The 20,769-nt window shown below is 74.4% G+C and carries 18 protein-coding genes; 13 read left to right on the forward strand and 5 right to left on the reverse strand.

What is annotated here, in order from left to right:
• Positions 1-530: ABC transporter permease (locus PUR56_RS12565; RefSeq protein ID WP_329948953.1), on the forward strand; the 530-nt coding region annotated here is incomplete at its 5' end.
• Between the two features lie 232 nt (positions 531-762).
• On the opposite strand, the gene PUR56_RS12570 is transcribed toward PUR56_RS12565, so the two are convergent.
• Positions 763-2,223, reverse strand: a complete 1,461-nt coding sequence (locus PUR56_RS12570) for an NCS2 family permease (RefSeq protein ID WP_329877071.1) — start codon at positions 2,221-2,223, stop codon at positions 763-765.
• A 246-nt stretch (positions 2,224-2,469) separates the two neighbouring features.
• On the opposite strand from PUR56_RS12570, the gene PUR56_RS12575 reads away from it, so the two are divergent.
• Genes PUR56_RS12575 through PUR56_RS12585 form a run of 3 tightly spaced genes read left to right on the forward strand, consistent with a single transcriptional unit; the run spans position 2,470 to position 5,654 of the window.
• On the forward strand, positions 2,470-2,772 hold the full coding sequence (locus PUR56_RS12575; RefSeq protein ID WP_329877073.1) for a DUF2530 domain-containing protein: 303 nt from the start codon (positions 2,470-2,472) through the stop codon (positions 2,770-2,772).
• A 52-nt stretch (positions 2,773-2,824) separates the two neighbouring features.
• Positions 2,825-5,374, forward strand: coding sequence for an HAD-IC family P-type ATPase (locus tag PUR56_RS12580; RefSeq protein WP_329948954.1), 2,550 nt, complete (start codon positions 2,825-2,827; stop codon positions 5,372-5,374).
• Positions 5,375-5,417: 43 nt separating this feature from the next.
• Complete coding sequence (locus tag PUR56_RS12585; protein WP_329948955.1) at positions 5,418-5,654, forward strand: hypothetical protein; 237 nt, start codon at positions 5,418-5,420, stop codon at positions 5,652-5,654.
• A gap of 99 nt (positions 5,655-5,753) precedes the next feature.
• On the opposite strand, the gene PUR56_RS12590 is transcribed toward PUR56_RS12585, so the two are convergent.
• Complete coding sequence (locus PUR56_RS12590; protein ID WP_329877079.1) at positions 5,754-9,041, reverse strand: sacsin N-terminal ATP-binding-like domain-containing protein; 3,288 nt, start codon at positions 9,039-9,041, stop codon at positions 5,754-5,756.
• Positions 9,042-9,328: 287 nt separating this feature from the next.
• On the reverse strand, positions 9,329-10,210 hold the full coding sequence (locus tag PUR56_RS12595; protein ID WP_329877171.1) for a DUF3027 domain-containing protein: 882 nt from the start codon (positions 10,208-10,210) through the stop codon (positions 9,329-9,331).
• Positions 10,211-10,983: 773 nt separating this feature from the next.
• Between PUR56_RS12595 and PUR56_RS12600 the strand changes: the two genes are divergently transcribed.
• The 4 genes from PUR56_RS12600 (at position 10,984) to PUR56_RS12615 (ending at position 14,739) form a co-directional block, all read left to right on the forward strand.
• Positions 10,984-12,318, forward strand: a complete 1,335-nt coding sequence (locus tag PUR56_RS12600) for an MFS transporter (RefSeq protein ID WP_329877173.1) — start codon at positions 10,984-10,986, stop codon at positions 12,316-12,318.
• A 139-nt stretch (positions 12,319-12,457) separates the two neighbouring features.
• Positions 12,458-12,991, forward strand: coding sequence for a hypothetical protein (locus tag PUR56_RS12605; protein ID WP_329877081.1), 534 nt, complete (start codon positions 12,458-12,460; stop codon positions 12,989-12,991).
• A 10-nt stretch (positions 12,992-13,001) separates the two neighbouring features.
• Positions 13,002-13,901 carry a futalosine hydrolase gene (locus PUR56_RS12610; protein WP_329948956.1) on the forward strand — a complete coding sequence of 300 codons (900 nt, stop codon included), beginning with the start codon at positions 13,002-13,004 and terminating at the stop codon, positions 13,899-13,901.
• Positions 13,894-14,739, forward strand: coding sequence for a 1,4-dihydroxy-6-naphthoate synthase (locus PUR56_RS12615; RefSeq protein WP_329948957.1), 846 nt, complete (start codon positions 13,894-13,896; stop codon positions 14,737-14,739). Before PUR56_RS12610 ends, PUR56_RS12615 begins: the two co-directional genes overlap by 8 nt.
• Positions 14,740-14,839: 100 nt before the next feature.
• Here the strand turns inward: PUR56_RS12615 and PUR56_RS12620 are convergent, their stop codons facing one another.
• Entirely contained in the window at positions 14,840-15,223 is a 384-nt protein-coding gene (locus PUR56_RS12620) for a cold-shock protein (protein ID WP_329948958.1), read from the reverse strand.
• Between the two features lie 470 nt (positions 15,224-15,693).
• Between PUR56_RS12620 and PUR56_RS12625 the strand changes: the two genes are divergently transcribed.
• Positions 15,694-15,930 carry a hypothetical protein gene (locus PUR56_RS12625; protein WP_329877088.1) on the forward strand — a complete coding sequence of 79 codons (237 nt, stop codon included), beginning with the start codon at positions 15,694-15,696 and terminating at the stop codon, positions 15,928-15,930.
• A gap of 37 nt (positions 15,931-15,967) precedes the next feature.
• On the opposite strand, the gene PUR56_RS12630 is transcribed toward PUR56_RS12625, so the two are convergent.
• Entirely contained in the window at positions 15,968-16,597 is a 630-nt protein-coding gene (locus PUR56_RS12630; protein ID WP_329948959.1) for an HAD family hydrolase, read from the reverse strand.
• Positions 16,598-16,711: 114 nt separating this feature from the next.
• On the opposite strand from PUR56_RS12630, the gene PUR56_RS12635 reads away from it, so the two are divergent.
• From PUR56_RS12635 to PUR56_RS12650, 4 genes are all read left to right on the forward strand, one after another.
• On the forward strand, positions 16,712-17,740 hold the full coding sequence (locus tag PUR56_RS12635; RefSeq protein ID WP_329877092.1) for a FecCD family ABC transporter permease: 1,029 nt from the start codon (positions 16,712-16,714) through the stop codon (positions 17,738-17,740).
• Complete coding sequence (locus tag PUR56_RS12640; RefSeq protein ID WP_329877094.1) at positions 17,737-18,783, forward strand: FecCD family ABC transporter permease; 1,047 nt, start codon at positions 17,737-17,739, stop codon at positions 18,781-18,783. Before PUR56_RS12635 ends, PUR56_RS12640 begins: the two co-directional genes overlap by 4 nt.
• On the forward strand, positions 18,783-19,664 hold the full coding sequence (locus PUR56_RS12645) for an ABC transporter ATP-binding protein (protein WP_329948960.1): 882 nt from the start codon (positions 18,783-18,785) through the stop codon (positions 19,662-19,664). The genes PUR56_RS12640 and PUR56_RS12645 overlap by 1 nt, the downstream gene beginning before the upstream one ends.
• Positions 19,665-19,736: 72 nt before the next feature.
• Complete coding sequence (locus PUR56_RS12650; protein ID WP_329948961.1) at positions 19,737-20,723, forward strand: iron-siderophore ABC transporter substrate-binding protein; 987 nt, start codon at positions 19,737-19,739, stop codon at positions 20,721-20,723.
• The last annotated feature ends 46 nt before the right edge of the window (positions 20,724-20,769 follow it).

Raw genomic sequence — 20,769 nt, forward strand, 5'->3', positions numbered from 1 at the left:
CCGTCTCCAACGACATGACCGAGGGCATCATCGCCCGCTTCCGCACGATGGCGATCCACCGCCCGTCGGTGCTCGTCGGACACGTCGTCGGCAGCGTGCTGCAGTCGGTCGCCAGCGTGGTCCTCGTCGGCGCCGTCGGCGTGGCCATCGGCTTCCGGTCCACGGACGCCACCGCCCTGGAGTGGCTGGCCGCCTTCGGGCTGCTCGTGCTCTTCGCCCTGGCGTTCACCTGGATCGCCGTCGGCATGGGTCTGATCAGCCCGAACGCCGAGGCCGCCAGCAACAACGCACTGCCGATGATCCTGCTGCCGCTCCTCTCCAGCGCCTTCGTCCCGATCCACTCCATGCCCGGCTGGTTCCAGCCGATCGCCGAGTACCAGCCCTTCACACCCGCCATCGAGACCCTGCGCGGACTGCTGCTCGGCAGCGAGATCGGCCACAACGGGTGGCTCGCCGTCGCCTGGTGCCTGGGCCTCGCGGCGCTCGGCTACCGCTGGTCGACCTCGACGTTCAACCGCGACCCGAAGTAACCGCCATGGCGGCACCCACCACCACCCGCCACTCGCCCCGCCCCGGGGCGGCGTACCCCGACACCCCGTCGGCCTACGCCGCCCCGTCCGCGTTCCCGGCCGGACGGAGCGGGCAGCCACCGCCCCGCACGACGAATGCCGGCCTTCGAAACGAGTCCCGAAGGCCGGCATCGGAAGCCGGGGCCCGGAGGCCGCACGCCGCGCACGGTGTCCGCCGCAGCGTGCGGATCCGTCAGAGCAGGCCGAGGGCCGGCATCAGGTAGTAGAAGGCGAAGACGGCGGAGACCGCGTACATCGCGACCGGGACCTCGCGGCCACGCCCGGCGGCGAGGCGCAGGATGCAGAAGGTGATGAAGCCGAAGCCGATGCCGTTGGTGATGGAGTAGGTGAACGGCATCATCACGATGGTCAGGAACGCCGGGATCGCGATGGTGTAGTCGGCCCAGTCGATGTCCTTGATCGAGTTGGCCAGGATCAGGAAGCCGACGGCGACCAGGGCGGGGGTGGCGGCCTGGGCGGGGACCATGGTGGCGAGCGGGGTGAGGAACAGGGCCACCACGAAGAGGCCGCCCGTGACGATCGAGGCGAAGCCGGTGCGGGCGCCCTCGCCGACGCCTGCGGTCGACTCGACGAAGCAGGTGTTGGCCGAGGAGGAGGTCGCGCCGCCCGCGGCGGTGGCGATGCCGTCGATCATCAGGACCTTGTTGATGCCCGGCAGGTCGCCCTTCTCGTCCAGCAGGTGGGCCTCGTCGGCGACGCCGAGGATGGTGCCCATCGCGTCGAAGAAGCAGGACATCAGCACGGTGAAGACGAAGAGGACGCCGGTGAGGACGCCGACCTTCTCGAAGCCGCCGAAGAGGCTGACCTCGCCGACCAGGCCGAAGTCGGGGGCGGCGACCGGGTTGCCGGGCCAGGCCGGGACGGTCAGGCCCCAGTTGAGGGCCGGGATGTCGGCGATCTTGTCGATGACGACCGCGAGGCCGGTCATGACCGCGATCGAGACCAGGATCGCGCCGGGCACCTTGCGGACGATCAGCACCAGGGTGAGCAGCAGACCGAGCACGAAGATCAGGACGGGCCAGCCGAGCAGGTGGCCGCCGGTGCCGAGCTGGAGCGGGACGGTGGTGTGGGCGGCGTCCGGGATGCGGCTGACGAAGCCGGAGTCGACCAGGCCGACGAGGCTGATGAAGAGGCCGATGCCGATCGCGATGGCCTTGCGGAGGCCGAGCGGGACGGCGTTCATCACGCGCTCGCGCAGGCCGGTGGCGACCAGCAGCATGATCGCGAAGCCGGCCAGCACCACCATGCCCATCGCGTCGGGCCAGGTCATCTTGGGTGCGAGCTGGAGGGCGACGATGGTGTTGACGCCGAGGCCGGCGGCGAGGCCGATCGGGACGTTGCCGATGACGCCCATCAGCAGCGTGGTGAGGCCCGCGGTGAGCGCGGTGGCGGTGACCAGCTGGGCGCTGTCCAGGTGGGCGCCGTTCATGTCCGTGGCGCTGGCCAGGATGATCGGGTTGAGCACCAGGATGTACGCCATGGTGAAGAAGGTGGCGATGCCACCGCGGATCTCGCGCGGCAGGGTGGAGCCGCGCTCGCTGATCCGGAAGTAACGGTCCATCGCGCCGGACGGGGGCTTCGGCGCGTCGGAGGTGGGCTCGGGCGACTCGGCGGTCGGCTGGGCCACGGGCATGCTGCATCCTCTGGTGGGGGCTGAGGAGAGGGGGACCCACCCGGAGCGACGGTGGCCGGGCGGCCCGGTGGGACGGGCACGAAGCAAGGTGTTCTGAGCATGCCGCGGCCGACCGGGGACACAAGTATGAGTTCCCTGTTCGCTCGTACGCCATCTTCGCGCGTAGAACGAAGGGGTTTCCGGAAAGAAAGAGACAGCTGCGGCACGGAATCGGACAAGCGCCCGCCGCACCGTACCCTAGAGCCCATGCCGAAGACGCCGTTGCACCCCTCGCCCCCGTCGCTGGAGGCCAACGACGTCGCCATCGTCGGCGGCGGCACGGTGGTGTGGTTCGTCGCCTTCCTGGTGCTGCTGCCCTTCTGGGGCACCCTCTCCGACCACGGCCACGGGAACTGGCCCTGGATCTGCCTGGCCGGCAGCGGCCTCGGCCTGATCGGCCTCTGGTACTGCCGCGCCCGCCGGGACGCCATCGCCCGCAGCCGGGCCGCCGAGGCCCGGGCGCAGGCCCCGAACGGGAACGGCACGGACCCGGCCACCCGGTCGGACTGAATAGTCCTTTAGTAGCACGCATCGGACATAAGGCACCCGTAGAGTCGGTGCCATGACGCAGCCTGCCCAGCCTGCCGAGGACCGGCCCACCGAGGAGAAGCCCGAAGGCGCGCACCCGCTCGGGCTGCTGCCCGGCCGGCGCGGCGGCCTGACCGCAGCCGAGGTGGCCGAGCGGGTCGCCCGCGGCGAGGTCAACGACGTCCCGGTCCGCTCCAGCCGCTCGGCCAAGGAGATCGTCCGGGCCAACGTCTTCACCCGGTTCAACGCGATCATCGGCGTGATGTTCGGGATCATCCTGATCGTCGGCCCCCTCCAGGACGGCCTCTTCGGCCTGGTCATCGTCGCCAACACGGCGATCGGCATCATCCAGGAGCTGCGCGCCAAGAAGACCCTGGACAGCCTCGCGCTGATCGGCGAGGCCAAACCCCAGGTCCGCCGGGACGGCACCGTCCAGCAGCTCGCGGTCGGCGAGATCGTGCTGGAGGACACCGTGCTGCTCGGCATCGGCGACAAGGTGATCGTCGACGGCGAGGTCACCGAGGCGGACGGCCTGGAGATCGACGAGTCCCTGCTCACCGGCGAACCGGACCCGGTCCTCAAGCAGCCCGGCGACCAGGTGATGTCCGGCAGCTTCGTGGTGGCCGGTGCCGGCGCGTTCACCGCCACCAAGGTCGGCCGCGAGGCGTACGCCGCACAGCTGGCCGAGGAGGCGAGCCGGTTCACCCTGGTGAAGTCGGAGCTGCGCAGCGGCATCGACAGCATCCTGCGGTTCATCACCTGGCTGCTGGTGCCCACCGCGATCGGTCTGATCATCAGCCAGCTCGCGGTGGAGGGCCGGGACTGGAAGGAAGCGGTCCGCCGGATGGTCGCCGGGATCGTGCCGATGGTGCCCGAGGGACTGGTGCTGCTGACGTCGGTGGCCTTCGCGATCGGAGTGGTCCGGCTGGGCCGCAAGCAGTGCCTGGTGCAGGAGCTGCCGGCGATCGAGGGGCTGGCCCGGGTGGACACCGTCTGCCTGGACAAGACCGGCACCCTCACCGAGGGCGGCATGGACGTCGTCGACCTGCGCCTGATCGAGACCGGTCCCGACGGGAGCGACCCGGACCGGGAAGGCCGGGGCCCGGTCGGGCGGAGCATCACGGGCACCGGGGACGGCCAGGACGGCCCCGAGGCCCGGGACGGTCTGGACGACCGCGTCACCGTCAAGGAGATCGTCAAGCAGGCGCTGGGCATGATGGCCGGCGCCGACGCCCGCCCCAACCCGTCGATGCGCGCCGTGATCGACGCCTACGGCGACGGCAGCGGCGAGCGGAGCGGCGGCTGGCGGGTCATCGAGGCGATGCCCTTCTCCTCCGCCCGCAAGTGGAGCGGCGTGCAGTTGCTGGAGCCGCAGGGCGGCGAGGCCACCTGGCTGCTCGGCGCACCGGACGTGCTGCTGCCGGCCGGCCACCCGACGCTCGCCGAGGTGGACGAGTTGGGTACCCAGGGCCTGCGGGTGCTGCTGCTCGGGCGCACGCCCACCCCGCTCGACGCCCCCGACCCGGCCGCCGGCCTCCGGCCGCTCGCCCTGGTGGTGCTCCAGCAGCGGCTGCGCGACGACGCCGCCGACACCCTGCGCTACTTCGAGAGCCAGCGCGTCCAGGCCAAGGTGATCTCGGGCGACGCCGCCGTCTCGGTCGGCGCGGTCGCCGCCCACCTCGGGCTGCCCGGCGCCGACCACCCCTTGGACGCGCGCACCCTGCCCACCGTCCCGGAGGCGTTCGCCGACGCCGCCGAGCGGACCACCGTCTTCGGCCGGGTCAGCCCGCAGCAGAAGCGCGAACTGGTCGGCGCCCTGCAGTCGCGCGGCCACACCGTGGCGATGACCGGCGACGGTGTCAACGACGTGCTGGCGCTCAAGGACGCGGACATCGGCGTGGCGATGGGCACCGGCAGCGACGCCACCAAGGCGGTCGCGCAGATCGTGCTGCTCGACGACTCGTTCGCGACCATGCCCTCGGTGGTCGCCGAGGGCCGGCGGGTGATCGGGAACATCGAACGGGTCGCCGGGCTCTTCCTGGTGAAGACGGTCTACTCGGTGCTGCTCGCCCTGCTGGTGATCTTCACCCATTCGCCGTACCCGTTCCTGCCCAGGCACTCGACCGTGCTCTCCACGCTCACCATCGGCGTGCCGGCCTTCTTCCTGGCACTGGCGCCCAACAACGAGCGGGCCCGGACCGGCTTCGTCCGGCGGGTGCTCCGGCTGGCGATCCCCGGCGGCATCATCGCCGGTACAGCCACCTTCACCGCGTACGCACTGGCCCGTGCGGACCATGCGACCGACCTCGAATCGGACACCAGCGTCGCCACCCTGACGCTCTTCCTGGTCGCCATCTGGGTGCTGGCGATCGTGGCCCGGCCGTACAACTGGTGGCGGCTGCTGCTGATCGGGACGATGGGTGGGGCGTTCGCCCTGGTCCTGACCGTGCCGTGGCTCTCCGACTTCTTCCAGCTCTCGCTGTCCGGCACCCGGGACCCGTGGATCGGCGTCGGGATCGCGCTGATCGCCGGAATTCTGCTGGAAGTGACCTGGCGCATCATGCGACGCAGGACGGATGATTGACCGCACTGGACGGATCGAGCCCGAACCGGGGGGGGGGTTCCGCATGGCGCGCAGGGGTGGGGAGTTGGAGGCGTTCACCGCCTTCCTGGGCGGCCTGCTGGCGACCGGTCTGCTGGCCCTGGCGCTGGTGGGGGTCGGCACGCTCGCCGGTGTCGACGCCGGACCGCGGCTGGTGAAGGTGGCGACGGCCCTGCTCGGCGCGGTCTGGGTGGTCGTGACGCTGGGGATCTACCTGCGACTGATCGCGCGTGGCCGGACCCGCTCCGGCACCCGCTCCTGAAACGCCGGAACGGGTGCGGGAACAGCTGCGGGACCGGACACCGGAACGGGCCCGGGCGGCGACCCGGGCGCCGGAGCAGGCCCGACCGGGCCGCCCCGCTCAGCCCTCGAAGTCCCGGGCCGCGGAGAGCTCGTAGGCCCGGTCGGGCTCGCTGAGCGCGGCCAGCACCTCGAACCGCCGGTGCCACTGGCCCACCGACCAGGCGAGCCCTGCGGCCAGCCCTTCCGGAGTGGCGGCGTGCAGCAGACCGGGCACCGGCGGGACCTCGAACTCGTCGTCCTCGTCGGCCTCTTCGGCCGACTCCGGGTCGTACGGCGCCTCGGGTGCGTCCGCCCCGGTGTCCCAGCGCCAGTCGACGGCGGCCTCGCCGCCGTCCGGGCCGACCACCAGCAGCTCCTCGTGCTCCTCGTAGGCGACCGGACAGCCGGGCAGCAACTCCCGCACCACGGCCGGCACCCGGTGCAGCGCACCCTCGGAGAGCACCCGCCCGCCGGCCACCTCGCTGGCCAGCGAGACGTGCAGCCGCTCGGCGAGGTCGGCCGCCAGCGCCGGAGCCACCGGCAACAACGCGTGGTCGTGCAGGAGTTGAACCAGGTCGGGGGCGTCCGCGACGACCGCGTCGGCAGCGTCCACGATCACCGTCCGCGACGGGCGGCGGCCGGTGGAGCGGTCCAGCGGCGGCAACGCCCGCACCACGTCCAGCGGTTCGATCCGCTCGACCGGCACGCGGGCCAACGCACTGTGGATGCCGTGCAGTTGGCGGTGCCCGACCTCGGCCTCCGGGTCGGCGAGCCGGTCCAGCACCTCGTCCGGCCCGTGCGGCTCGGCCAGCAGCGCCGTCAGCGTCGTGCGGACGCCCAGCGCGTGCAGGAACTGTTCGTCGAGCGCGGTCCGCGCCTCGTCGTAGAGGCCGCGGAGCAGCGGGTCGGCGCCTGCCGCGCGCAGCCCGGCCGGCTCCCGGCCGTCCAGCACCGGGTGGTCACGCAGCCACCAGGCGGTGTACGGCGGCAGGTCGGCGTACGAGCCGTCGGGCAGCAGGGTGCGGACGGGGGTGACCACGGCGTCCCGGTAGGGCGGCCGGGCGAGCGCGGCCAGCGCCTGCGGCCACGCGTCGTCCTCCACCAGATCGAGGTCGCGGACGGCCAGCAGCTCGGCGGCGACCGGTGGGAGGCCCGTCGGGTTGCCCGCGTCGGCGTTCAGGACCTCCAGCACGTCCTCGGCCCACTCGGCGAGGCCGTCCGGCGCCTCGTCGATCAGGCCGGTGGGGTGACCGCCGGCCGCGCGGTCGGCGGGCGCGGTCGGGTCGAGCCGCTCCAGGTCGTCCGGGTCGAGCACCACGTCCTCGGCGCGGACCAGCACGAAGTCGGCCAGCACGCCGACGGCGGTGAGCACCTCGGGGCCCCAGCGCTCCAGCAGGTCGTCGTCCACCCAGCCGGCGTCGTCCTCCCGGGCCAGGGCTGCGAACGGGCTGTCCGGGAGCACGAGTTCGCCCGCACGAGCCGGCTCGCCCTCGTCGTCGAGCAGCGCGAGGCGGCCCAGCCAGGGGTGCTCGCCCACGGCCGGGGCGGCCGCCTTGACCAGGGCCAGGACGGCATCGGCGAGGTCCGCGGCGGCGTCCGGGTCGTCCTCGGCCACCTCGTAGGAACGCGCGACGGCCGCCCGCACCTCGGGGGTGTCCAGGACCCCGGCCGGGGTGGCGGCGCCGGCCCCGAGCTTGGCCAGCAGCGGGTGCGCGGCCTCGGAGTGGGCGAGTCGGAGGTCGAGCACGGCCAGCGCGCCGGCCAGCGACTCGGGATAGCCGGGGAACGCCGCCCAGTCGGCGTCGTCGGAGGGCAGCAGGACGCGGCGCGGGCCGGTGACGGTCCGTCCGTCGGCGAGCGGGACGGGCAGCGCGCCGAGCGCCTCCGGGTCGGCCCCGCCGAGCGCCGCGTAGAGGTTCCGCCACCAGGCCGGCTCGCGGTCCAGGCCGCCGAGCTGGTCGACCACCTCGGCGAGCGGCACCCGGCGCACGTTCAGCACCCGCAGTTCGGTCCGGCGCTCCAGGCCGGCCGGCAGCAGGCCGGGGAAGATCGGCGCCAGCGCCTCGACCACCGAGCCGTCCGCGCCTTCCAGCAGCGTCGCGTCGCGGGGGCGCAGCGCGGGCGTCCCCTGCGCGACCGGCGCCGGGTGGGGCAGGAACGGCGTGCCGGGCAGCCGGGAGAGGATCGCGGCGCGCAGCGCGTTGTCCAGCGCTCCCTGGCCGAGCGGCCCGGGGACGAGCCCGAGCGAGCCGAGGTCGCCGCCCCGGGAGCGCAGCAGGTCGGCGTAGCAGTCGGCGGCGCGCTCGGTGAGGAAGTCGGCGAGCGGGCCCGGGGCGACGTGCCGGCGGGTGGAGTCCAGCGGGTAGGAGGCGATCAGCAGCGCGGGCAGGCCGAGCGGCTCGTCGCTGGGCGTGGGCGCGTGCAGCACCGGGTCGACCCCGGGCGCCTGCGGGGTGCCCTCGGGGTCGACCGGAACGGCCCAGGTCACCGTCCAGTACGGGCGGGAGCGCTCCTCGGTGGGACGGTCGGCGAGCAGGGCCGCGTCCAGGGAGCCGGAGGCGCCGGCGGTCTGCCAGACGGTCCGTCGCAGCCTGCCGCCCGCGTCGTCGGTGACGGTCACCTCGGTGACGCCGTCCGGACGCGGCTCGGCGGCGCTGCGGGTGAGGACGCGGGTGCTGTCCGGGGTCTCCACGACGATCTCGGAGAGGCCCGCGAGGGTCAGCAGCAGGGCGTCGTCGACGGCGGCCAGCAGACGACGGGTGAGGTCCTCGGCGGCCGCGTCGCGCAGCGGCAGGACGACCACCGTGTCGTAGCCGTCGGGCGCCGGGCCCTCGGCCGCGAACGGCAGCCGCAGCAAAGGCACATGACCGTCCCTCCGGCGCAGCTCCTCGGTGAGTGCGGGCTGGGCCTCGGCCAGCGAGCGGGCCTCGCCGAGCGACCAGCGCACGCCGCCGGCCGCGCCGAGCACGGCGGGTTCGTCGGTGACGGCGAGGACGGCGGCGAAGCCGACGCCGAACCGGCCGACGGTGGGCCGGCCCCCGGCCTCGGAGTCGCGCTTGGAGGAGGCACGCAGGGTGGAGAGCGACTCGACGGCGGCGGCGTCCAGCGGCGCGCCGGTGTTGGCGGCGGCCAGCACGCCGTCCGCCAGGGTGAGCCTCAGCCGGCCGGGGGCGCCGCCCGCGCGGGCCGCGGCGTCGGCGGCGTTCTGCGCCAACTCGACCACCAGCCGGTCGCGGTAGCCGCCGAGCGCGAGCTCCTCCTCGGCGTTGGCGTCCTCCCGGAACCGGGCCGGGGAGGCGGCCCAGGCGTCCAGCACACGGCGGCGCAGACCGGCGCTGCCGAAGTGGTCCGCGAGGTGCTCGTCCATTCCGCTGCCGATGATCCGAGGTTCCACTGGACCTGCCGCCTTCCGCCGCCCTGTACTTCGTACGGGGCATTGTCCCCCGCCCGGGGACCCCCGGCCGACCGGGGTGGGTGCGCACCGGTGCCGTGGCGCGGTCCGGGCCGATCAGGAGGGGTGCGGCGGCGTCCGGCGGTGCGGGGCGGTCCGGCGCCGGGAGCGTGTCCGCCGGCACGGAGGCGTCCGGACGGGCCCGTACGACGGCGTCCGGCCCCGCCCGGGTGGGCGGGGCCGGACGCGGAAAGCCGTCGGGCTCAGGAGTGGCCGAGCTCCTCGGCCGGGGCGTCGGGCTCCACGGAGCCGGAGGTGCGGTCGGGGTGCAACTGCATCGGCTCGACGACCAGCTCGTCCAGGATCAACTCGGACGGCGCCGGCGGGGCCGGGATGACCGCCGCCTCGGAGTGGCCGCCGCAGCCGTACGCGAAGGAGACGATCTGGCCGTCGGCCGGACCGAACTCGTTGCCGCAGGCACCGAACGCCTGGCCGAGCGTGCCACCGATCGGGATCAGGAAGCCGCAGCTGACGCAGGAGGCCGGGGCCGACTGCGCCATCGGGGTCTGCGAGCCGTGCGCCTTCTCCCAGCGGTCGGCCGCCAGGTGCAGACCGAGCCGGGAGAGCACCCGGCTGCGGCCCAGGCCGAGCTCGTCGGCGACGGCGCCGATCTGGGCGCGGGCCGGGGCGGGCTCGACGTGCGGGTCGCTGACCACCACGTCCTCCTGGGCGACCTGGGCCACCACGGAGTTCGGCGCGGGCTCGTCCTCGCCGGTCCAGCCCGGTTCGAGGCGCAGGTCGTCGGCGTCGGTGGGGAGCAGGTCGCCGGGTCCCATGTCACCCGGACGCAGCCGCTCGCTCCACGGCACCCACTGCGGGGCGAGGATCGCGTCGGAGCCGGGCAGCAGCACGACCTCGTCCAGCGTCACGTTCTTGGCCCGCGGGGCGCGCGCCACGGTGACCGCCCAGTGCCAGCCGCGGTAGGCCGCGTCGAGGCACTCGAAGGTGTGGGTGACGACACGGTCGGCCTCCGCCTGGACGCCGAGGTGCGCTCCCACGGTTTCCGTGCCGACCGCCTCTTCCGCAGCCTGGCGGGCGAGTTCGACGGCCTCGGCACAGAGCCGATCAGGGGTACGGCTTCGCATCGCAGCACTCACGGCGTCGATTCTCTCCCAGTTCTTCTGTCACCCACGGCGTGTTGCCTGTCCGTCGCGGCTCGGTGTCCCTCGTCCATTCTGCGCGACCGCGGCCCGCCTCGGATACCGGCCGCGCCGCTCGCCGGGTCCGACGGGCGCCGGCCGATCGCTCGGGCGGACCCTGGGCAGGCTACCCGTCGGTCGGCCACCCGGCACAGTCCGGGGCCGTCCCTGTGCCGGGACGGCGGTGCGCGAAAGCGCCGGAGAGCGGTACCCGCCGTGCTCACGGACCGTGCCCGGCCGCGCCGCGCGGAGCGGAATCTCGCGTTGCCTTCCCGATTCTGGGGCAGGATGGCCTTGTGGCGGACGAAAAACCGTCGCAGCACGTACTGCGCCCCTCGCAGGCCGGCAGCCCCGACGAGGCGAACGCCGTGCCGCGACAGCAACCCCCGGTCCACGGTGCGGGCGAACCGCAACCGGTGGACTCCTTCACGACGCCCGCTCCCGCGTCCGGCCCCGTCGCCTCGCCCGCCGACCCGCATCCCGACCCGCATCCCGACGCCGTCGACGAACCCGGGGACCTCACGGACACCGGGACGTCCGGGGCGTCTGGGACGACCGTGGATCTCCGGAAGGCCGCCGGGACCCCCGAGGTCGAACAGCAGACCGGACAGGAGACCGGACAGGCCGGACCGGGAGAGGAACCGGAGGAGGAGGACGGGGAGCGGCGCCGCAACTTCCTGGTCCGCACCGCCTCCGCCGCCGGCTCCCGCACCGGCAAGATGGTGCACGGCACCGGCCGCCGGATCCGTCGGGCCACCTCCGCCGAGGGCGCGGGCGAGTCGGGCCTGGCCAAACTGATCGAGCTGCACGCGCTGAACTCCTTCGGCGACATGCTGATCACCGTCGCGCTGGCCTCCACCATCTTCTTCTCCGTCCCGACCGGCGAGGCCCGCGGCCGGGTGGGGCTCTACCTGCTGATCACGATGGCCCCGTTCGCCCTGCTCGCGCCGGTGATCGGCCCGCTGCTGGACCGTCTGCCGCACGGCCGACGGGCCGCCATGGCGATGTCGATGCTGGCCCGGGCGGTGCTCGCCTGGACGATGGCCGGCGTGGTGACCGGCGGCGGACTGGCGCTCTACCCGGAGGCCCTGGGCGTGCTGGTCGCGTCCAAGGCGTACGGCGTGGTGCGCAGCGTGGTGGTGCCCCGGCTGCTGCCGAGCCGGCTGTCGCTGGTGAAGGCGAACTCCCGGGTCACCCTGGCCGGGCTGCTGGCCACCATGGTGGCGGCGGGGGTGGGCGGCCTGCTGCACCTGATCGGGCCGGGCTGGCCGCTGCGCGGGGCGTTCCTGGTGTTCGTGGCGGGCACCCTGATGGCCTTCCACCTGCCGCACAAGGTGGACTCGGCCAAGGGCGAGCAGCGGGCCGTCCTGCACGCCGAGGAGCACGGGCCGGGGCACCACGGCGTGCTGCACGGCAAGGCGGACGAGCCGGCGCCCGCCGACCAGCGGCCCAAGGCGTCGCTGCGCACCGTCGGACCGTCGGTGATCCTGGCGCTGCGCGCGATGTCGGCGCTGCGCTGGTTGGTGGGCTTCCTGGTGATGTTCCTGGCGTTCCTGCTCCGCGAGGAGCCGATCGGCAGTCTCCAGCCGACCCTGGCGCTCGGGATCGTGGCGCTGGCCGCCGGAACGGGCAACGCGCTGGGTTCGGTGCTCGGCGCCATGCTGCGCACCCGCGGCCCGGAGGTGACGGTCACGGCGATGCTGCTGCTGGCCGGCTGCGCCACGGCGGCGGCCGCGCTCTGGTACGGCGCGGTGACGGTGGTGCTGGTCGCCGGGGCCTCCGGGGTGGCGGCGTCGCTGGGCAAGCTGTCGCTGGACGCCCTGATCCAGCGGGACGTCCCCGAGTCGGTGCGGACCTCCGCCTTCGCCCGGTCGGAGACGCTGCTGCAGATGTCCTGGGTGGTCGGCGGCGCGGTCGGCATCCTGCTGCCGCTGAACGGGGCGCTGGGGCTCTCGGTGGCGGCGGCCGTGGTCGGCGCGGTGCTGCTCTGGACGGTCCGCTCGCTCTTCCGGGTGGGGTTGCGACACCGCTCGACCGCGCCCCGGGTGGCGTGAGGCGCCCCGGCGCGCCCCGGGGTGACGCGGCACGCGCGGGCCCCTCGGGTGCCGTGGGCGCCCCGCACCGGCCGAGGCACAACACGCGGTTGCCGACCCCCGCGTAGCGTGATCGGGAAAGCCCGGTAGCCTCTGACGCATGAGCCTCAGCACCCGTGTCATCGCCGCCCTCGGCGCCGTCGTCGTGATCGGCGCCGGCACGGTCGGCGGGTCCATCGCGTTCGCGTCCGGCCAGCACGAGATCAGCGACCACCGCGTGACCCTGACGGTCGGCAACTCCTCGTTCGCGGCGGACCCGTTCTGCTTCAACGACGGCAGCCCGCTGACCGACCTGCAGCAGGAGGAGTGCCAGGACAAGGCCGCCAAGGCCCTGGAGAGCGGCACGCTTCCCAAGTCGGACGTGGTCGTCAGCGACCGGATCGGCGTCGGTGTGAGCCCGGAGGTGGCCGACCGCGGCTGGTGGGCCAACACCAACGGCGGCCAGCAGGGCTCCGGCGGCCGGTTCATCCTGGCCTCGGCGGCCAAGGACACCACCTACTCGGGCTCGGTCCCCGCCAGCAAGGCGCTCAACGCCTCGGGCAAGACCCTGATCACCGTGGTGGAGACCGACCCGGACCAGCCCGAATCGATCTACGGCGTCTGGTACTTCCAGCTGAACACCCAGGACAGCTGACGGCCGTCCGGTGACGGCACGACTTCCCGACGAGCAGTCGGGCCCCGCGTGGGCCCGGCTGCTCGTCGTCGTCGCGGTGGCCCCCGAAGCCGAGGCCGTGCTGCGCGGTCTGACCGCGGCCGGCGCCTGCGCGTCCCCCTCCGCTCCCGCGACGGCTCAGGCGACCGCTCAAGCGGCCACTCACGCGACCGCTCACGCATCCGCGGGTCCGGCGGCTCCCGCAGCCCCCGACGTGCGGTGGCCCGGCGGCGCACCGGACCGGGTCGAGCACCCGTCGGGCGTGACGGTCGACGTGCTGGCCGGCGGGGTCGGCCCCGCCGCCGCCGCCGCGGCCGCGGCCACCGCCCTCACCGCCGCCCGCTACGACCTGGTGGTCTCCGCCGGGATCGCCGGCGGCTTCGCCCCGCAGGCGCCGGTCGGCGCGACCGTGATCGCCGAGCACATCGTCGCCGCCGACCTGGGCGCGGAGACCCCCGAGGGCTTCGCCGACGTCACCGAGCTGGGCTTCGGAACCGTCCGGCACACCCCCGCCCCGGCTGCCGTGGCACTCGCGGCCGAGGCGCTGGCCGCCGTCGCCGACCCCGTCCTCACCGGCCCCGTCCTCACCGGCCCCGTCCTCACCGTCTCCACGGTGACCGGCAGCGCCGGGCGGGCCGCCGAGCTGGCCGCCCGCCACCCGCGGGTGGCGGCCGAGGCGATGGAGGGGTTCGGGGTCGCCGAGGCGGCGGCCCGGCACGGGGTGCCGGTGTTCGAGCTGCGCACCGTCTCCAACCCCGTGGGCCCCCGCGACCGGGCGGCCTGGCGGATCGGCGACGCGCTGGCCGCGCTGGAGCGCGCCTTCGCCGCCCTCCCCTACCCCGAACTGCTGACATCCTGCCGGAACGCGTCGAAGGAGGCCGGCCGTGGCTGAACGGCTGAGCATCGCCTACTCGCCCTGCCCCAACGACACCTTCGTCTTCCACGCCTGGGCGCACGGACGCGTCCCGGGCGCGGACGTCCCCGAGGTCACCTTCGCGGACATCGACGTCACCAACGGCCTGGCCGAACGCGGCGAACTGGACGTCCTCAAGGTCAGCTACGCGGCGCTGCCCTGGGTGCTGGACGAGTACACGCTGCTGCCCTGCGGCGGCGCGCTCGGGCGCGGCTGCGGCCCGCTGGTGCTGACCCGCCCGGACAGCGGCGACGACCTGAGCGGGAAGACGGTCGCGGTGCCCTCCGAGCGGTCCACCGCCTACCTGCTGTTCCGGCTCTGGGCCGCCACGGCGGTGCCGGGCGGCCTGGGCGAGGTCGTCGTCCTGCCGTTCCACGAGATCATGCCCGCCGTCCGGGACGGCCGGGTGGACGCCGGGCTGGTCATCCACGAGGCCCGGTTCACGTACCGGGACTACGGCCTGCACTGCCTCGCCGACATGGGCGAGGCCTGGGAGCGGGAGACCGGCCTGCCGATCCCGCTCGGCGCGATCATCGCCAGGCGCTCGCTGGGCGCCGAGCGGCTGCGGGCGCTCACCGAGGCGATCCGCGCCTCCGTCCGGCAGGCCTGGGACGACCCGGCCGCCAGCCGGGAGTACGTGCTGGCGCACGCCCAGGAGATGGACCCGGCCGTCGCCGACCAGCACATCGCGCTGTACGTGAACGAGTTCACCGCGGAGCTGGGCGAGGAGGGTCACGCCGCCGTGCGCGCGCTGCTCACCCGGGCCGCAGCCGAAGGGCTGGTGCCCCCGCTCGGCCCGGGTGCGCTGGACTTCTAGGGCGACGCCCGGAGCTCCCCCGACGCTCCGCACGGCCGGGCCCCGCACTCCCCGGGGCCCGTGTTCTCCGGGCCCCGCGTTCTCCGGGGCCCGGGACGCCCTACACGTCGAACTGTTCCGCCACCCCGCGCAGCAGCACCGCCAGCTTCTGCCCGGCCGGCTTGGCCGGGTAGCGGCCGTGCTGGAGACCGGGCAGCACCGCGTCCATCATCGTGATGAGGTCCTGGACGAGCGCCGCCATGTCGTCGGGGCTCTTCCGCTGGGCGGCGGCCACCGACGGCAGCGCCTCCAGCAGCTGGACCTGCATCGCCTGGTCGCCGCGGTGACCGGCGACCACGCCGAACTCGACCCGCTGGCCCGGCTTCAGCGACGTGATACCGGCGGGCAGCGCCTTGGTGTGGACGAAGACGTCGCCGCCGTCGTCGCGCGACAGGAAGCCGAAGCCCTTCGTCTCGTTGAACCACTTGACCTGGCCGGTGGGCATCTCGAACAGTCCTCGATATGGGTGTGAGGGATCCTCGGCCCTGGCCGGGGATCACGGGGTGGTGGGTGGGCGGACCGACCTTGGGGGGACGCGCCGACGAGGCGCGTACGGTCAGCACGCTGTAGAGAGCAGACTAACGGTCCGTCACTGTCTCATCCGCGTTCCGCGAAAGATCCGTACGGAGCTCCGGCGACCGCGGGCGACCGGGTACCGGCATGGCCGGGGCGCGGCTCGGCGCTTTCCACAGGCTCACACCCCCGGTCCAAGAGAGCGGGGCGCACGGGTGCGCCCCTCGGCACAGCCTGCATACCCCCGCCCAACAGGGATCAAAACTCCCAGCGCCCGGAAAACTGCGCAACGTGACGGGACCGCCGGTCCGCGGAACGACCCCGCAGGCCGGCGCCGGGGCGACGGCCTGCGGGCCTCTGCGAGACTGGGGCGACAGCCGACCCCGCAGAGGAGCAAGCCCAGTGAGCAGCCAGAGCGCCGACCGCGGCGATGCCTACGTCAAGGCCGGAGCGATCGTCTTCGGGCTCGGGGCGCTCGCCACCCTGGTGACCTTCGTCCCGCTCTTCCTCGATCTGACGCCGCTGCCGTCGGCCGCGTACTGGCTGAGCATGCTGATGCCGCTGGGTTTCCTGCTCGCCCTGAGCGGGCTGCTGCTCTCCGCGCGGGACCAGCGCCGGCGGGCGCGCGCCGGGGCCTGACGACCCCGGGCGGGCGCGCCCCGGCGGTGGTCCGCCGTCAGCGCCCCGCGAGGTGCCCGGCCAGCCACGCCGGGAACTCGGTGAGGTCGGCGAGCACCACGTCCGCGCCCGCCGCCAGCAGCTCCGCCGCGCTGTACGGACCGGTGGCCACGCCGACCGCGACGGCGTCCGCGTGCCGGGCGCCCCGGATGTCGCCGAGGTGGTCGCCGACGTAGACGCCGGCGCCGTGCTCGCGCAGCGCGTCGCCCTTGGTCTCCGCCCAGAGGTCCCCGACCAGCGCGTCCGCGTGCAGACCGGCGTGGTCGAGGTGGAGCCGGGCGTTCGGCTCGTACTTGCCGGTGATCACGGCGACCCGGCCGCCGTACGAGCGGACCGCGTCGACGGCGGCGTGTGCGCCGGGCAGCGCGACGGTCTGGGCGAAGGCGTGGTCCCGGTAGAGCGTGCGGTACCGGTCCGCGACCGCGTCCAGGCCCTCCTCCGGGAACCAGTTGCGGAGCTCGTCCAGGAGCGGCGGCCCGAGCCGGGTGACCACCAGGTCGGCGTCGATGTAGGTGTCGGTCTCGGCGGAGAGCGCCAGGTAGGTGGCCCGGATGCCGGGCCGGGTGTCCAGCAGCGTCATATCGAGGTCGAAACCGACGGTGAGCGGGGCGTCCGGGGTCGCAGGCATGCCGCCAGGCTATCCAACCCTCCGGAGCGGGCCCCGGGAGCCGTCGGACCGGACGATTTGCCCCGGCTTCTCCGTGGAACTTAGGTTTGCCTGAGCTATCGGCGAGAGAGAGCCATGACCGACACCACCGCGCCCGGCAAGCAGCGACTGCTGCGCCGCCGAATACTCTGGCTCGCCGCCGCACTGACCGTGCTGGTCGCCGCGGCGCTGCTGAGCCTCGCGGTCGGCAGCCGCACCATCCCCTTCGGCGAGACCGTCGACGCCCTGCTGCACGGCGGGGACACCACCAACGCCGTCGTCGTCCGCGAGCTGCGGGTGCCGCGGACGGTGGTCGGCCTCGCGGTCGGCGCGGCGCTCGGTCTGGCCGGCGCCGTCATGCAGGGCATCACCCGCAACCCCATCGCCGACCCGGGCATCCTCGGCGTCAGCCAGGGCGCGGCGGCCGGTGTCGTGGTGGCGATCTCGGCGTTCGGGATCTCCACGCTCACCGGGTACGTCTGGTTCGGCTTCGCCGGCGCGGTGGTCGCCACCGTCCTCGTGTACGGGCTGGCGGGCCGCGGCCGGGGCGGGGCGACCCCGATCAAGCTGGCGCTGGCCGGCTCCGCGATGTCCGCGTTCATCGCCTCGCTCAACACGCTCGTCCTCACCACCGACGCGGCCGCGATGGACCAGTTCCGGTTCTGGCACGTCGGCTCGCTGTCCGGCCGCACCTCCGACGTGGCCTGGCAGCTGCTGCCGTTCCTGCTGGTCGGCACGGTGCTGGTGTTCTCGGTGGCGCGCGGGCTGGACGCGCTGGCGCTCGGCGACGACACCGCCAAGGGGCTCGGCGCCAGGACCGGGACGGTCCGGGCCGTCGGCGCGCTCGGCGCGACCGTGCTGACCGGTTCGGCGGTCGCCGCGGCCGGCCCGATCGCCTTCGTCGGCCTGGCCGTGCCGCACGCCGCCCGGGCGGTCGCCGGCGCCGACCACCGCTGGGTGCTCACCTTCTCCGCCGTGCTCGGCCCGGCGCTGCTGCTGCTCGCCGACGCGTTCGGCCGGGTCCTCTTCCCGCCGTCCGAGGTGCCGGCCGGGGTGATGACCGCGCTGGTCGGGGTGCCGGTGCTGGTCGTACTGGTCCGGCGGCGGAAGGTGGTCGCGGCATGAGCGCCGTCTCCCTGCCCGGCTACACCGTGCTGCGCGCCGGGCGGGCCTCGTTCCTCCTGCACCGGCGCTCGGCCGCCGCCGTCCTGGGCCTGCTGCTGGTGCTGGCCGCCACCGTCGTCGCCTCGCTCTGCCTGGGCGAGTCCACCGTCGCGCCGGGCGAGGTGGTGAAGGTGGTGCTGGGGCGGCCCAGCCCGCACGAGCTGGTGGTCGGCGAGTTCCGGCTGCCCCGGGTGGTGGTGGGCCTGCTGGTCGGCACCGCCCTCGGCCTGGCCGGCGCGCTCGTCCAGACCGTCGCCCGCAACCCGCTGGCCAGCCCCGACGTGGTCGGCGTCTCCTGGGGCGCGACGGCGACGGTGGTCGGCCTGATGGCGTACGGCGTGGTCGGCTCCGCCGGCGAGGTGCCGTACGCGGCGGTGGGCGGCGGACTGGCCGCCGGCCTGCTGGTGTACCTGCTGGCCTGGCGGCGGGGGCTGCACGCGCAGCGTTTCGTCCTGATCGGCATCGGCATCTCGGTCGCGCTCTCCTCCCTCACCTCCGTATTCCTCACCAAGGGCGACGGCTTCCAGGCGCAGGCCGCCAAGGTGTGGATGACCGGCAGCCTCAACGGCTCCGGCTACGACCAGGCGGGCCCGCTCGGCTGGGTGCTGCTCGCCGCCCTGCCGGCGGCGCTCTGGGCGGCGCGGGCGCAGCGGTCGATCTCCTTCGACGACGCCACCGCCGTCGGGCTGGGCCTGCGGCTGGACCGGATCCGGCTCGGCATGGCGCTGCTCGGCATCGTGCTCGCCTCCTGCGCGGCGGGAGCGGCCGGCCCGGTGGACTTCGTCGCGCTGATGGCCCCGCAGATCGCGCTGCGGCTGGCCCGCTCGGCGCAGATCCCGCTGTTCTGCTCGGCGCTGACCGGTGCGCTGGTCGTCGTGCTGGCCGACCTGGTGGCGCGGCGGTTGCTGGCGCCCACCGAACTGCCGGTCGGCGTGGTGACCGGGCTGGTCGGCGCGCCGTACCTGATGTGGTTGCTGATCCGTTCCCGTCGTGGAGGTTCCTGATGTCCGCTGACGCGGTGTCCGCCGAGCCCGGCTCCGGTCCGTCCGGCTCCTGCCCGTCCGGCTCCGACCGGCCGGAGCCCTTCCACCGGCTCGAAGCGCGGGGCCTGACCCTCGCCTACGAGACCCGCACCGTCGCCGAGGGGCTCGACCTGCGGATCCCGGACGGGAAGGTCACGGTGATCGTCGGACCGAACGCCTGCGGCAAGTCCACCCTGCTGCGCGCGCTCGGCCGGCTGCTGAAGCCGACCCGCGGCGCGGTGCTGCTGGACGGCGAGGAGCTGGCGCGCGTCCCCACCAAGAGGATCGCCCGGCGGATCGGGCTGCTCCCGCAGTCGCCGACCGCACCCGAGGGCATCGCCGTGGCCGACCTGGTCTCGCGCGGTCGCCAGCCGCACCAGAGCTGGTGGCAGCAGTGGTCGGCGGAGGACGAGACCGCCGTCACCGAGGCGCTGGAGCGGACCTCCACCACCGACCTGTCCGAGCGCGGCGTGGACGAGCTGTCGGGCGGGCAGCGCCAGCGGGTCTGGATCGCGATGGCCCTCGCCCAGGGCACCGACATCCTGCTGCTGGACGAGCCGACCACCTTCCTGGACATCGCGCACCAGGTGGAGGTGCTGGACCTGGTCCGCCGGCTGAACGTGGAGCGCGGGCGGACGGTCGTCGCCGTACTGCACGACCTCAACCAGGCCGCCCGGTACGCGGACCACCTGGTCGCCATGCGGGACGGGCGGATCGTCGCCCAGGGACCGCCGGCGGAGGTGGTGACGGCGGAGCTGGTGCGCGAGGTGTTCGGGCTGGACTCCGTCGTCGTGCCGGACCCCGTGACGGGGACCCCGCTGGTGGTGCCGGGCGCGCCGTGGACGGCCACGAAGGACGCATAGCGCCGGTTTACCATCCAATTCGGACATAATCGACGGGTTGCCGCCCCGTCCCGATCCGTCCGAGGACCGCCGATGCCTCCGATCACCCGCCGCGCCCTGCTCACCGCACTCGGCGGGCTCGGTGGCGCCGCCCTCTGCGGCTGCACCACGCGGCACCCCTCGCCGCCACCCGTCGACGGCACCGCCATCGCCGAGTCGGCCACTCCCGCGCCGGTGCCGGACGTCGTCGTGACCACCGCCACGGGGCCGGTGACCGTGCCGGGCGCACCGCTGCGGGTCGTCACCCTGGACACCGCCGAGCTGGACTCCGCGCTCACCCTCGGCATCACCCCGGTCGGCTCGGCCCGGCCCGCGGCGGACCCGTCCTTCCCCGACTACTGGCCCGCGTCCCGGCTCGCCCCGATCGCCACCGTCGGTGCCACCGGCGACCCCGACCTCGCCGCGATCCGAGCGCTGCGGCCGGACCTCATCCTCTCCAACCAGAGCCGGGACGGCGGCCGGTACGAAGCACTGCGGGCGATCGCCCCGACCGTCCTCACCCAGACCACCGGCGCGCCCTGGAAGGCCAACGTCCAGACCCACGCCCAGGCGCTGAGCCGGCAGGACGCGGCCGCGGCGTTCGCGGCCTCCTACCAGCGGCACGTCAACCAGGTGGTGACGGCACTGGGGAACGCCAGGACGGGCGGCCGGAAGGTCAGCCTGGTCCGCTTCGTCGAGGGCGGGGGCATCCGGCTGTACGGGAAGCAGAGCTTCCCCGGGTCGGTCCTGACCGACGCCCAGGTGGGGCGGCCGGACGCGCAGAACGTCGAACAGGGCGACATGGAGATCCCGGCGGACCAACTCGCCAAGGCCGACGGCGACCTGCTGCTGTACGCGACCTACGGCGACCCGGACCGGGCCGGGACGACGGCCGCGCTGGCGAGCCCGGCCTGGCAGGCGCTCGGCGCGGTCCGGGCCCACCGCGCGTTCCCGGTCGACGACCAGCTCTGGTTCCAGGGCATCGGCTACACCGGCGCCAACTACGTCCTGACCGAGCTGCAGCACTTCCTGGGGGCCTGAGGCCGGGCGTCCGAGGCCGGGCGCCTGAGGCCGGGCGTCCGAGGGA

This window comes from Streptomyces sp. BE303 (genome assembly GCF_036290945.1).
GTDB lineage: Bacteria > Actinomycetota > Actinomycetes > Streptomycetales > Streptomycetaceae > Kitasatospora.

Coding starts and splice junctions, on each gene's coding strand:
- PUR56_RS12570 (WP_329877071.1), bottom strand. CDS start 2,223: ATGCCCGTGGCCCAGCCGACCGCCGAGTCGCCCGAGCCCACCTCCGAC.
- PUR56_RS12575 (WP_329877073.1), top strand. CDS start 2,470: ATGCCGAAGACGCCGTTGCACCCCTCGCCCCCGTCGCTGGAGGCCAAC.
- PUR56_RS12580 (WP_329948954.1), top strand. CDS start 2,825: ATGACGCAGCCTGCCCAGCCTGCCGAGGACCGGCCCACCGAGGAGAAG.
- PUR56_RS12585 (WP_329948955.1), top strand. CDS start 5,418: ATGGCGCGCAGGGGTGGGGAGTTGGAGGCGTTCACCGCCTTCCTGGGC.
- PUR56_RS12590 (WP_329877079.1), bottom strand. CDS start 9,041: ATGGACGAGCACCTCGCGGACCACTTCGGCAGCGCCGGTCTGCGCCGC.
- PUR56_RS12595 (WP_329877171.1), bottom strand. CDS start 10,210: ATGCGAAGCCGTACCCCTGATCGGCTCTGTGCCGAGGCCGTCGAACTC.
- PUR56_RS12600 (WP_329877173.1), top strand. CDS start 10,984: ATGGTGCACGGCACCGGCCGCCGGATCCGTCGGGCCACCTCCGCCGAG.
- PUR56_RS12605 (WP_329877081.1), top strand. CDS start 12,458: ATGAGCCTCAGCACCCGTGTCATCGCCGCCCTCGGCGCCGTCGTCGTG.
- PUR56_RS12620 (WP_329948958.1), bottom strand. CDS start 15,223: ATGCCCACCGGCCAGGTCAAGTGGTTCAACGAGACGAAGGGCTTCGGC.
- PUR56_RS12630 (WP_329948959.1), bottom strand. CDS start 16,597: ATGCCTGCGACCCCGGACGCCCCGCTCACCGTCGGTTTCGACCTCGAT.
- PUR56_RS12635 (WP_329877092.1), top strand. CDS start 16,712: ATGACCGACACCACCGCGCCCGGCAAGCAGCGACTGCTGCGCCGCCGA.
- PUR56_RS12640 (WP_329877094.1), top strand. CDS start 17,737: ATGAGCGCCGTCTCCCTGCCCGGCTACACCGTGCTGCGCGCCGGGCGG.
- PUR56_RS12645 (WP_329948960.1), top strand. CDS start 18,783: ATGTCCGCTGACGCGGTGTCCGCCGAGCCCGGCTCCGGTCCGTCCGGC.
- PUR56_RS12650 (WP_329948961.1), top strand. CDS start 19,737: ATGCCTCCGATCACCCGCCGCGCCCTGCTCACCGCACTCGGCGGGCTC.